The organism is Micromonospora chersina, from assembly GCF_900091475.1.
Taxonomy (GTDB): domain Bacteria; phylum Actinomycetota; class Actinomycetes; order Mycobacteriales; family Micromonosporaceae; genus Micromonospora; species Micromonospora chersina.
In genome coordinates this window covers 4089786-4101162 of record NZ_FMIB01000002.1, presented here as the reverse complement: position 1 = coordinate 4101162, position 11377 = coordinate 4089786, and the positions used below count along the sequence as shown (strand labels likewise).

11 protein-coding genes are annotated in these 11377 nt (G+C 72.5%); 6 read left to right on the top strand and 5 right to left on the bottom strand.

Annotation, left to right across the window (positions count from 1 at the left end):
- Positions 1 to 39: 39 nt before the first annotated feature.
- Entirely contained in the window at positions 40 to 579 is a 540-nt protein-coding gene (pyrE, locus tag GA0070603_RS19045; protein WP_091322097.1) for an orotate phosphoribosyltransferase, read from the top strand.
- A 57-nt stretch (positions 580 to 636) separates the two neighbouring features.
- On the top strand, positions 637 to 1014 hold the full coding sequence (locus GA0070603_RS19040) for an ArsR/SmtB family transcription factor (protein WP_007073957.1): 378 nt from the start codon (positions 637 to 639) through the stop codon (positions 1012 to 1014).
- A gap of 237 nt (positions 1015 to 1251) precedes the next feature.
- On the opposite strand, the gene GA0070603_RS19035 is transcribed toward GA0070603_RS19040, so the two are convergent.
- From GA0070603_RS19035 to GA0070603_RS19020, 4 genes are all read right to left on the bottom strand, one after another.
- Complete coding sequence (locus GA0070603_RS19035; RefSeq protein WP_091315881.1) at positions 1252 to 2094, bottom strand: DedA family protein; 843 nt, start codon at positions 2092 to 2094, stop codon at positions 1252 to 1254.
- Between the two features lie 23 nt (positions 2095 to 2117).
- Positions 2118 to 4634, bottom strand: coding sequence for a polynucleotide kinase-phosphatase (locus GA0070603_RS19030; protein WP_091315879.1), 2517 nt, complete (start codon positions 4632 to 4634; stop codon positions 2118 to 2120).
- Positions 4631 to 6076 carry a 3' terminal RNA ribose 2'-O-methyltransferase Hen1 gene (locus tag GA0070603_RS19025; RefSeq protein ID WP_091315876.1) on the bottom strand — a complete coding sequence of 482 codons (1446 nt, stop codon included), beginning with the start codon at positions 6074 to 6076 and terminating at the stop codon, positions 4631 to 4633. Before GA0070603_RS19025 ends, GA0070603_RS19030 begins: the two co-directional genes overlap by 4 nt.
- 113 nt (positions 6077 to 6189) lie before the next feature.
- A complete protein-coding gene (locus GA0070603_RS19020) occupies positions 6190 to 7734 on the bottom strand; it encodes an LPXTG cell wall anchor domain-containing protein (protein ID WP_091315873.1) in 1545 nt (514 codons plus the stop codon).
- Positions 7735 to 7912: 178 nt separating this feature from the next.
- Between GA0070603_RS19020 and GA0070603_RS19015 the strand changes: the two genes are divergently transcribed.
- The gene (locus tag GA0070603_RS19015; protein ID WP_091315870.1) at positions 7913 to 8395 is read left to right on the top strand and encodes a SigE family RNA polymerase sigma factor; all 483 of its coding nucleotides are present in this window, start codon (positions 7913 to 7915) and stop codon (positions 8393 to 8395) included.
- Entirely contained in the window at positions 8395 to 9450 is a 1056-nt protein-coding gene (locus GA0070603_RS19010; protein ID WP_091315865.1) for an LCP family protein, read from the top strand. The genes GA0070603_RS19015 and GA0070603_RS19010 overlap by 1 nt, the downstream gene beginning before the upstream one ends.
- Positions 9451 to 9484: 34 nt before the next feature.
- Here the strand turns inward: GA0070603_RS19010 and GA0070603_RS19005 are convergent, their stop codons facing one another.
- The gene (locus tag GA0070603_RS19005; protein WP_091322095.1) at positions 9485 to 9697 is read right to left on the bottom strand and encodes a hypothetical protein; all 213 of its coding nucleotides are present in this window, start codon (positions 9695 to 9697) and stop codon (positions 9485 to 9487) included.
- Between the two features lie 138 nt (positions 9698 to 9835).
- On the opposite strand from GA0070603_RS19005, the gene GA0070603_RS19000 reads away from it, so the two are divergent.
- A complete protein-coding gene (locus GA0070603_RS19000; RefSeq protein WP_091315862.1) occupies positions 9836 to 10219 on the top strand; it encodes a phage holin family protein in 384 nt (127 codons plus the stop codon).
- A 131-nt stretch (positions 10220 to 10350) separates the two neighbouring features.
- Positions 10351 to 11373 carry a class II fructose-bisphosphate aldolase gene (fbaA, locus tag GA0070603_RS18995; RefSeq protein WP_091315858.1) on the top strand — a complete coding sequence of 341 codons (1023 nt, stop codon included), beginning with the start codon at positions 10351 to 10353 and terminating at the stop codon, positions 11371 to 11373.
- Positions 11374 to 11377 lie beyond the last annotated feature (4 nt).

Genomic DNA, 11377 nt, shown 5'->3' with positions numbered 1-11377 from the left:
ACGCCCGCCTCCCAGACTTGCGAAGTACCCTCTATCGCCATGGGGGACCACGACGACCTGCGTAAATTCATCACTGACCTGGCTGTCGTCCACGGCCGGGTGGTGCTCTCGTCGGGTCGGGAGGCGGACTGGTACGTCGATCTGCGTCGCGTCACGCTCCATCACCGGGCGGCGCCGTTGATCGGTCGGGTCATGTGCGACCTCACCGCCGACTGGGCGTACGACGCGGTGGGCGGGCTGACCCTCGGGGCCGACCCGGTCGCCACGGCCATGCTGCACGCGTCGGCCGGCACCGACCGCCCGCTGGACGCCTTCGTGGTGCGCAAGGCGGGCAAGGCGCACGGTCTCCAGCGACGGATCGAGGGCCCGGAGGTCGCCGGGCGGCGGGTCCTGGCGGTCGAGGACACCTCGACCACGGGCGGCAGCGTGTTGACCGCTGTCGAGGCATTGCGCGAGGCCGGGGCCGAGGTGGTGGGTGTGGCGGTTATTGTTGATCGAGGCGCCGGCGACGCGGTGCGAGCCGCCGGACTGCCTTATCGGGCGGCCTATACGTTGGCTGACCTCGGCCTTGTGGCGTAAAAGTTTGCCGATTCGGATCTGCTGATATGCAGGCGGATCGATGCTGCTGGTGGAAGGATGGAATACGTGGGAACTGCGTTGGCTGAAATGACCATGCCTCAGATCTCGCCGCTTGCCGGCGAGCCGATCGAACGTGCCGACGCCGAGCGGCTCGCGGGGGTCCTCAAGGCCCTCGCGGACCCCGCCCGGCTGCGGCTGCTCAGCCTGATCCAGTCGGCTCCCGAGGGGGAGGCGTGCGTGTGTGACCTCACCGCGCCGCTCGGCCTCTCGCAGCCGACGGTCAGCCACCACCTGCGCATCCTCACCGAGGCCGGCTTGCTGGAGCGGGAGAAGCGCGGTGTCTGGGCGTACTACCGGCTGGTGCCGACCGCGATCGCCACGATCGCGGATCTGCTCACCCCGCCGCGGAAGCGGGCCACCAAGAAGGCCCGCTGAATCCGGACGTGTCCGGGCCGGGTGGCCGCCTCGCTGAGTGCGGCGGCGATGGGTGGCGTGCCAGGGGTGGCGTCACCCATCGGATGGCTGTCCGGGGTCGTGGCGCGGCGTCAGACGCGCCGAGCCCGGATGGCCACAGGTGACGGCTGCCGTCATCCGTGCCACCCGCAGGTCGACAGGTCGTAGTCGAAGGCCGGCTCCCCGAGAGGGAGCCGGCCTTCGGTGTCTCCGGCCGGGTCAGCGGCGGTGCTGCCCGCCGCGCCCGTGCTGCTGGTCGTCGTCGCCGTCCACCGCGTCCCGGACCGCGTCCACGGCGCCCGCCGCGCTGGCCGCGGCGATCACCGCGACCGCCTCGCCGCGCTTGCGCGCCCGCCGGTCGCGCAGGAACTCGAAGAAGATGGGCAGCACCGAGATCAGGATGATCAGCGCGACCACCGGAAGGATGTACCGGTCGATCTTGTCGCCGATCGCGTTGTAGATCTGGTCGGCCAGCAGGTAGCCGATCAGCAGGATGCCGTCGACCCAGAGGATCGCCCCGACGACGTTCCACAGGAGGAACTGCCGGGCCGGCATGCCGAGCACCCCGGCCACCGGGTTGAGGAAGGTCCGCACGATCGGGATGAACCGGGCCAGCACCACGGCCTTCGCCGGGCCGAACTTCTGGAAGTAGTACTCGGCCTTCTCCACGTACTCCCGCTTGAACAGCCGGGAGTTGGGGCGGTCGAACATCCGCCTGCCGTAACGCGCGCCGAGCCAGTGCCCGAGCTGGGCGCCGGCGATCGCGCAGAGCGGGCCGCCGATCAGCAGGCCGGCCAGCGACAGCCGGGTGCCGGATCCGAAGATCGCGTCGGCCACCGGCGAGGCGGCCACCCCGGCCAGGAAGAGCAGCGAGTCGCCCGGGAAGAAGAAGCCGACCAGCAGGCCGGTCTCGGCGAAGAGGATCGCCCAGACGCCGATCATCCCGAAGGTGTGGATGAGGTCCTTCGGATCGAGCGGGTTCAGGGCCACGCTCTCGGAGAGCACCCGGGTCTTCTCTGCTGTGTCCACGGCCACAAAGGGTACCCGGGCCCGGTCCGGCACCGCGCCGGACCGGGCGTACGGGTCTAGAGCCGCGGGTCGACCGGCTCCGACTCGCAGGCGAGGATGGCGAAGACCAGCTCGTGGCGGCGCCAGAGCGGGGCGTCCTCGGCCAGCGCGTCCAGGGCGGCCAGGCCCAGCGCGTGCTCCTGCAGGGCCAGCCCGCGCTTGCGCCCCAGCGACCGCTTGCGCAGCGCGGCGAGCTGCCCCGGACCGGTGTACCCGGGACCGTAGATGATCCGCAGGTACTCCCGGCCCCGGCACTTGATCCCCGGCTGGAGCAGCGACCCCTTCGGCGAGCGGGCGGCGAGTCCGGCGTACGGCTTGACCACCATGCCCTCCCCGCCGGCCGCCGTGAGCGACAGCCACCAGTCGGTCGCCGCGGCCACGGCCCCCTCGTCGGCCAGGTCGACCACCTGCCGCCGCGTCGGGGTGAAGAACTCCGGGTCGGCCGCGCAGAGCCGGTCGGCCAGCGCCAGGTGCCAGCCGTGGTCGCGGTCGGCGTAGCTCGCCCCGGCCCCCGCCAGCACGGCGAACGGCGCGAGCGTCACCCCGCGCAGCCCGTCGGTGGGCCCGACGTACGCCCGGTAGGCCGCCGAGTACGCCTCGACCTCGGCCGCCCGGTCGGCCATCCGGTCGCGCAACTCGCCCACCGGCAGGCCGCGCCCGGCGGCGGCGTCCAGCGTGCCGAGCACCGCCGGCAGGGCCGCACGGCCGGCCGCGCCGACCCCGGCGTACTGCTCGCGGATCAGCCCGCCCGCCTTCGCCGACCAGGGCAGCAGCTCGCAGTCGAGGAGCAGCCAGTCGGTGCCCAGCTCGGCCCAGAGGCCGGCCGCGGTGACCGCCGCGCGGACCCGGGCCAGCAGCTCCCCGTCCAGCGGCGGCCCGAAGAACGGCCGGCCGGTGCGGGTGTGCACCGCCCCGCCGGCGAACCGTCCGGGCTCCCGCTCCACCAGCACCACGGCCCGCGAACCCATGTGCTTCTCCTCGCAGACCACGCGGTCGACGCCGGCCGTCCGGTAGTCGGCGAACGCCTGCGCCGGGTGCTCCAGGAACCCCTCCACCGTCGAGGTCGAGCAGGGCGCCATGGTCGGCGGCAGCCAGACCAGCCGGTCCGGGTCCAGCGCGTACCGGCTCATCACCTCCAGCGCGGCGGCCGCGTTCTCGGCCGGCACGGTCAGCGTCCCGTACGCGTGCGTGAGGTGCCGCCGTCCCGTGACGTCGGCCAGGTCCAGCACGGTGTCCGGCCGGGCCGGGGTGGGCGCGACCAGCGGGCGGGCCGGGGCGTACCACTCCTTGACCGCCGGGACGGCGACCAGCTCCTTCTCCGGGTAGCGCAGCGCGGTGAGCTTGCCGCCGAAGACGCAGCCGGTGTCCAGGCAGATGGTGTTGTTCACCCACTCCGGCTCCGGCGTCGGGGTGTGGCCGTAGACGACCATGGCCGAGCCCCGGTAGTCGCGCGCCCACGGGTAGCGCACCGGCAGGCCGTACTCGTCGGTCTCGCCGGTGGTCTCCCCGTAGAGGGCGAACGACCGCACCCGCCCGGACGCCCGGCCGTGGTACGCCTCCTTGAGACCGGCGTGCGCCACCACCAGCCGGCCGCCGTCCAGCACGTAGTGGCTGACCAGGCCGTCGATGAAGGCCGCCGTCGACGCCACGAACTCCGCCGGCTCCGACTCCAGCTGCGCCATCGTCTCGGCCAGGCCGTGGGTGAGCCGCACGTCCCGGCCGCGCAGCTTGCGCAGCAGCTTCTGCTCGTGGTTGCCCGGCACGCAGATCGCGTGGCCGGCCGCCACCATGCCCATCACCAGGCGCAGCACCCCGGGGGAGTCCGGGCCGCGATCCACCAGGTCACCCACGAAGACCGCGGTACGCCCCGACGGGTGCACGGCGTCCACCGGGCGGCCCGCGTCGTCACGGTGCAGTGACCAGCCCAGCCGCAGCAGCAGCGCCTCCAGCTCCTCGCGGCAGCCGTGCACGTCACCGACGATGTCGAACGGCCCGGTCAGCTCGCGCCGGTCGTTGAACAGCTTCTCGTAGCGGATCTCGGCGGCCTCGATCTCCTCGACGCCGCGCAGCACGTGCACCTTGCGGAAGCCCTCCCGGGCCAGCCGCCCGTACGACTGCCGCAGGTCCCGCTGCATCCGGGCGAGCACCTGCCGGCCGTGCGTCCGGTCGGCCCGGGACTGCGTACGCTCCCAGGCCACCGCCTCCGGCACGTCCAGCACGACGGCCACCGGCAGCACGTCGTGCTCCCGGGCCACCTTGATCAGCCCCGCCCGGGCGTGCGGCTGGAGGTTCGTCGCGTCGACAACGGTGAGCCGGCCCCGGCGCAGCCGGATCCCGGCCACGTGGTGCAGCGCGTCGAACGCGTCGCCGGAGGCGGACTGGTCGTTCTCGTCGTCGGCCACCATGCCCCGGAAGGTGTCCGAGGAGAGCACCTGGCTGGGCCGGAAGTGCCGGCCGGCGAACGTCGACTTGCCGGAGCCGGAGACGCCGACGAGCGCCACCAGGGCGAGCTCGGGAATGTCCAGGATGGTCATCGGGTCGTCTCCTCCTTCCGGATGTCGGTGTCCGTTCTGCTCAGTACGGCCAGCTGGGTCGGACAGCCCAGCTCGGGGTCCTCGTCGCCGACACCGCCGATCGTGGCCGTGTAGCCGTACGCCGTCGCCACCCGCTCCACCCAGGCGGCGAACTCGGCCCGGGTCCACTCGAAGCGGTGGTCGGCGTGCCGGAACCGGCCCGCCCCGAGCCCCTCGTAGCGGACGTTGTACTCCACGTTCGGCGTGGTCACCACGACCGTGCCGGGCCGGGCGTGGCCGAACACGGCGTCCTCCAGCGCCGGCAGCCGCGGTGGGTCGAGATGCTCGACCACCTCCATGAGCACCGCCGCGTCGTAGCCGCGCAGCCGGTCGTCCCGGTAGGTCAGCGCCGACTGCCAGAGCCGGATCCGGTCCCGCTGCCGCTCCGGCAGCCGGTCCAGCCGCAGCCGCCGGGCGGCCAGGGTGAGCGCCTGGCTGGACACGTCGGTGCCGACGACCTCGGTGAACCGCCGCTCGGCGACCAGCGCGGTGAGCAGCGCGCCGCCCCCACAGCCCAGGTCCAGCACCCGGGACGCCCCGCTGTCGCGTAGCGCGGCCAGCACCGTCTCGCGCCGGCGTACGGCCAGCGAGGCCCGCGGCGCCTCGGCCGGCTGGTCGGTCTCCACACTGTCGTCGGCGGGCGGCTCGTCGGCGAGGCGCAGCTCGGCCAGGCGCGCCATCGCCTCCCCGGCCAGGGCGCGCCGGTGCGCCAGGTAGCGGCGGGTGATGAGGGCACGTTCCGGGTGGTCGGCCAGCCAGCCGGCGCCGGCCCGCAGCAGCTTGTCCACCTCGTCCGGTGCCACCCAGTAGTGCTTGGCGTCGTCCAGCACGGGCAGCAGCACGTAGAGGTGGTTGAGCGCGTCGGCGAGCCGCAGCGTCCCGGTCAGCGTCAGGTCGACGTACCGGCTGTCGCCCCACTCCGGGTACGCCTCGTCCAGCGGGATCGGGGTGGCCGCCACGGTCCAGCCGAGCGGGGCGAAGACCCGTACGGCCAGCTCGGCGCCGCCCCGGCAGCGCAGCACCGGCACCCGCACCTCCAGCGGGATGGCGGCGGCGGCCAGCTCGGGGCGGTCCCGCGACTCGCCACGCAGGGCCGAGCGGAACACCTTCGCCAGCGCCGAGGAGAGCAGGCTGGACGCCGCGTACGGGCGGTCGTTGACGTACTGCCCGAGCGTGAAGCTGTCCGGTGTGGTCGCCTGCCGGCGGCCCCGGCCGCCGCCCAGCTTGAGCGGGTCGACCTCGACCAGCAGCGCCGCCGTGCACCGCGCCTCGTCCGCCTCCGGGTAGAGCACGTGCGCGGTGCCGGCGGGCAGGTCGAAGCTCTGCACGCGGTCCGGGTGCTTGACGAGGAGGTGGCCGAGGTCGGTGGCGGGGCGGTGGGTCGTGGTCAGGGTCAGCAGCACCCGTCGATGGTGTCAGCTCCGGCGATCTTGCGTCGTCCGGTTTTCAGGCGGACACGACGGTGCCCCGCCGACCGCGACGGTCGGCGGGGCACCTGGGTTCCGTGGGGCTCCGGTCAGGCGACGAAGCGGGTCTTGCGGCGGCGGGACACCACGTAGCCGGCCGCGCCGGCGGCGAGCAGGAGCGCGCCGACGCCGGCGATCAGGGCGGTGTTGGAACCGGTGATCGGCAGCGTGCCACCGTCACCCTCGCCGCCGCCGTTGCCGCCGTTGCCACCCTCGCCACCGTTGCCGGCGGTGCCCGGCTTGACGGTGATGGCGGCGTAGTTGTTGGACTCGTTCGGGTCCCCGGCGAGCTTGGTGGCCACCTTGCCGGAGGTCTCGCCGGTCAGCTTGTCGATCCGGAGGGTGAACTCCCACGTGGTGGTGTCGCCCTTGGCGAGGTCGCCGTAACCGATGCAGCCGTACTTCGCCGCACCCGGCTCACCCGCGTGGTCCCACGGGTTCCACGGCTCGTCCTGGACCCACGGAGCGCAGTCCTCGGAGACCTTGACCGCGGTGGTGCCCTGCGGCACCTCGACCACCGTGAGCGGGCCCTCCTCGCGCCAGGTCTCCACCAGGGCCGGACCGAGGTTGTGGGCGCCGGCGGAGACCTTCACCTGGTCACCGGCCTTGCCGGTGGCGGTGCTGCCCACGGCGGCCAGGTCGGCGCCGTTGTCACCGGTCACCACGACGCTCATGTCGGTGAAGCTGTTCCACCGGTCCACGTCGGTCTGCGGGACGGACTGCCGCGCGGCGCCCACCTCGATCAGGCGCAGCTCGTCGCCGGTGCCCGGCTTGCCCGGAGGCATCGGCCAGGTCGGGTCCTTCTCGATCAGCGCCCAGTCGTCCTTGGTCCACCAGTCCATGTAGTTGACCACGCTGCTGCCGGTGCGTGCCGTCTTGTCCACCTTGACCGGAAGGGGTGCGGAGAGCTTGTAGCTCTTGCCCGGCTCCAGGTCCGTGTCGAAGCGGCAGATGGCGGGCAGGCCGTCGTCGTACTCGCAGTTGCTGAAGTTGCCGACGTAAGGGGTCAACCAGTCGCTCTGCAGCCGCAACACGGCACCGTGGGCGGTGTTCTCGCCGCCGTTGCGGACCGTGCCCGGCAGGCCGACCTCGGCGCCCGGCGCGCCGTCGACGCTGTCCTCGGGCTCGCTCTGGAGGTCGACGCCCTCAGCCACGGTGACGCTGACGGAGCCGGTGGCGACCTTGCCGTCGCCGTTGGCCTTGACGGCGATCTCGGCCTTCTGCCCGGGGGTGGCGTCGGACTTCGCGGTCAGGTAGTAGTCGAAGCTCGGTACGCCCCACTCGCCGGCCACCGCCTCACAGTGCAGGTTGGCGTCGGTCGTGGCGCAGTCCCAGCCGCCGCTCGCCAGTTCCAGCGTGGCGAAGTCGTCGACCTTCGACAGGTCCAGGTCGAGGGTGAGCTTCTGCAGCTCCTTCTCGCTCTCGGGGTCGTACGCGTAGAGGTAGTTGAGGACCGAGTGGCCCGGCGCGACCAGCGTGTCGTAGGAGATCAGCTGGAATGAGTCGGCCGCGGCGGCGGGGGTGGCGGAGGCGGCGACGAATGCGCCTGCGACGCCCAGCCCGGCGAGCCAGCGCCGGGTGGAGTGGGAAAGCATGGTTGGGGGTTCCTCCCGTGAATGATCAGGTGGAGCCCGTGGAGCTTAAAGAAGCCTTAAGTCGCTCCGCTGTCCCGGGGCGCCTGCATCGGCAGATATTGACCGAACGGCTGATCAGGGTCGGTGCAATGTTCCGCCGGCCCGTGCCCGTCAACAGGGCGGGACACCGGGAGGTGCAGTGACGTACGAGGAGTTCGCCGACGCGCGGCTGAGCGCCCTGCTGCGGTACGCGGTCATGCTGACCGGCGACCCGCACCAGGCCCAGGACCTGGTGCAGGAGACCATGGTCCGGGTCCAGCTCAACTGGCGCCGGGTCGCCCGCAGCGACGCGCCGGAGCGGTACGTGCGCCGGATGCTCACCAACCAGTTCATCGACTGGCGGCGCGGCTCCTGGGCGCGCCGGGTGCTGCTGCGCGGCGAACCGGACGAGGCGGTGCCGGCGCCGAGCGACCACGCGCAGTCGGCGGTGGACCGCGACCAGGTCTGGTCGTGGCTGTCGCGGCTGCCCCGGCGGCAGCGGGCCACGCTGGTGCTCCGCTACTACGAGGACCTGCCCGACGCGGAGATCGCGGAGATCCTCGGCTGCGCCGTCGGCACCGTGCGCTCGTGCATCTCCCGCGCCCTGGCCACCCTCCGAGCCGAGTACGTGGAGGTCTGCTGATGATCGAGGACGACCTGCGGGCCGCGTTCGCCAGGCGCGAGGCGTTGACCCCGCCCACCGCCCCGGTCCGGGCCGCCATCGACCGGGCCGTGGTCCGCCGCCGGCGCCGACGTCTGCGGCTCCGGCTCGCGGGTACGGCGCTGGCGGTGGTCGCCGCCGCCCTGGCCGGTTTCACCGCGGTCGCGCCGCGCCCGCCGGAGACCGCGAACCTGCTGGCGACGCCCTCGCCGGCGCCCACCGGGGCGCTGAACGTGCTGCTCCTCGGCCTGGACCAGGCCGGCGGGGGCCGGCGCGCCGACTCCGTGCTGCTGGTGCACGTCCCGGCGGACCGCAGCCGGCTCTACCTGGTCTCCCTCCCACGCGACCTGCTGGTGCCGATCCCCGGCCGGGGGACCGACAAGCTCAACGCGTCCTTCGCCTTCGGCGCCGGGCCGTCGGGGAAGGATCTGGCCGCCGGATACCGGGCGACCCGGCAGGTGGTCGCCCAGCTGACCGGCGTACGGATCGACGCGGGCGCGGTGCTCACCTACGGGGCGACCCGCGAGCTCACCGACGCGGTCGGCGGCGTGCCGGTCTGCCTGCCGACCACGGTCCGCTCGTACCACACCCACCGGACCTACCGCGCCGGATGCCAGCGGCTCGACGGTGCCGCCGCTGTGGACGTGCTCCGCCAGCGGTTCAACATGCCCGAGGGTGGGCTGGACCGTGACCGCAACGCCGCCCGGTACGCGGCCGGACTGCTCCACCGAGTCCAAGAGCAGGGGGCGCTGACCGATCCGCTGCTGCTCAGCCGGTTGATCACGAAGATCGGCTCGGGCGCGGTGATCGACACCGGGGAACTGTCCCTTCCGGCCCTGGTCTCGGCGGCCGGGAAGGCGGCCACCGCCGAGCCGGTCGCGGTCGGCCTGCCGGTCCGCCACGGAAAGGCGGAGGAGTCGCCGTTGGGGTTCCGGCTCGACCCGGCCCTGGCCCCGGGGTTCCTCGACGCGCTGCGCACCGACCGGCTCGGCGACTGGACCGCGGCCCACCCGAAGCAGGTCACGGCCCTGCGCTGACACGCGGGCGGGGCCGCCGGCCCCGCCCGCCTGCTCAGCGGTAGTCGTCCTCGTCGGCGGTGACCACCCGGGCCTGCTCCATGGCGTCCCAGTCGTCGACCTCCAGGCCCCGGTGCGGCTCACCGTCGCCCTCCTCGGGGGTGACCACCGCGGCCTGCTCGACCGCGTCGGCCGGCTCCGCCTCCAGGTCGCGCTCCTCCGGAGCGAGGTGGTCGCTCGGAGCGAAGTCCTCCTCGGGCTGACCCATCGTCCCTCCCTGGATCTCGGTGCGGACAGTCACCACCACACCGTACGGGCTCACCTCGGCCCGCGCTCGGCGGCGGGCGGAACGGTGGAGTCGGCGATTGTTCCCTCCGGGGGGAACACCCGGTGCCAGGATGGTGACGTGGGCTTCCTGATCCGGCTGGCGATCACCGCGGTCGCGCTGTGGGTCACCACGCTCATCGTGCCCGGGGTGGAGGTGACCGGCCACAACGGTTTCAACACCGTGTTCACCCTGGTCGTGGTGGCGCTCATCTTCGGCGCGGTAAACGCCCTGCTGAAGCCGGTCATCAAGGTGATCGGCTGCGTGTTCTACCTGCTCACGCTCGGTCTGTTCGCGCTCGTGGTCAACGCGCTGCTGTTCCTGCTCACCGACTGGATCGCCCGCGGGCTGGACCTGTCGTTCCATGTCAACGGCTTCTGGGCCGCCTTCTGGGGCGCCATCGTGATGGCGGTGGTGAGCTGGCTGATCAGCGTCGTGGTGCCGGACAGCCTGGACGAGCGGTGAGCGGTTCCCGGGTCGGTTGTGCCCGCCGCGCGCTCCTACGGGATACTTCCCGCGGTGGACAGCGCGGTCCGGCGCACCCAAGGACGAGAGCGGCCTGCACGGCCGAGAGCGGTAAGTAAGGAGCGTTCGACATGCCCATCGCTTCCCCCGAGGATTACGCGGAGATGCTGGACCGGGCCAAGGCCGGCCGGTACGCGTACCCCGCGATCAACGTGACCTCCTCGCAGACGCTGAACGCGGCGCTCAAGGGCTTCGCCGACGCGGAGAGCGACGGGATCATCCAGGTCTCCACCGGTGGCGCCGAGTACCTGTCCGGCCCGTCCGTGAAGGACATGGTGACCGGCGCGGTGGCCTTCGCCGCGTACGCGCACGAGGTGGCCAAGAAGTACCCGGTCAACATCGCCCTGCACACCGACCACTGCCCGAAGGACAAGCTGGACAAGTTCGTCCGGCCGCTCATGGCCATCTCGCAGGAGCGCGTGAAGAACGGCCAGGAGCCGCTCTTCCAGTCGCACATGTGGGACGGCTCGGCCGTGCCGGTGGCCGAGAACCTGGAGATCGCCGAGCAGCTGCTCACCGAGGCCGCCAAGGGCAAGATCGTCCTCGAGATCGAGGTCGGCGTCGTGGGCGGCGAGGAGGACGGCGTCGAGAACGCCATCAACGAGAAGCTCTACACCACCGTCGAGGACGGCCTGGCCATGGTCGACGCGCTCGGCCTCGGCGAGAAGGGCCGCTACATGGCGGCGCTGACCTTCGGCAACGTGCACGGCGTCTACAAGCCGGGCAACGTCAAGCTCCGCCCCGCGGTGCTGCACGACATCCAGGTGGCCGTGGGCGCCAAGTACGGCAAGGACAAGCCGCTCAGCCTGGTGTTCCACGGCGGTTCCGGCTCGCTCCTGTCGGAGATCCGCGAGGCGCTGGACTACGGCGTGGTGAAGATGAACATCGACACCGACACCCAGTACACCTTCACCCGGCCGGTCGCGGACCACATGTTCCGCAACTACGACGGCGTGCTGAAGGTCGACGGCGAGGTCGGCAACAAGAAGATGTACGACCCGCGCGTCTGGGGCAAGGCCGCCGAGGCCGGCATGGCCGCCCGCGTCGTGGAGGCCTGCGAGCACCTGCGCTCCACCGGCACCACGATGAAGTGACCAC

Excerpts from the sequence above, each read along its gene's own strand:
- pyrE (WP_091322097.1), top strand. The coding sequence starts at position 40 with ATGGGGGACCACGACGACCTGCGTAAATTCATCACTGACCTGGCTGTC.
- GA0070603_RS19040 (WP_007073957.1), top strand. The coding sequence starts at position 637 with ATGGAATACGTGGGAACTGCGTTGGCTGAAATGACCATGCCTCAGATC.
- GA0070603_RS19030 (WP_091315879.1), bottom strand. The coding sequence starts at position 4,634 with ATGACCATCCTGGACATTCCCGAGCTCGCCCTGGTGGCGCTCGTCGGC.
- GA0070603_RS19020 (WP_091315873.1), bottom strand. The coding sequence starts at position 7,734 with ATGCTTTCCCACTCCACCCGGCGCTGGCTCGCCGGGCTGGGCGTCGCA.
- GA0070603_RS19010 (WP_091315865.1), top strand. The coding sequence starts at position 8,395 with ATGATCGAGGACGACCTGCGGGCCGCGTTCGCCAGGCGCGAGGCGTTG.
- GA0070603_RS19005 (WP_091322095.1), bottom strand. The coding sequence starts at position 9,697 with ATGGGTCAGCCCGAGGAGGACTTCGCTCCGAGCGACCACCTCGCTCCG.
- fbaA (WP_091315858.1), top strand. The coding sequence starts at position 10,351 with ATGCCCATCGCTTCCCCCGAGGATTACGCGGAGATGCTGGACCGGGCC.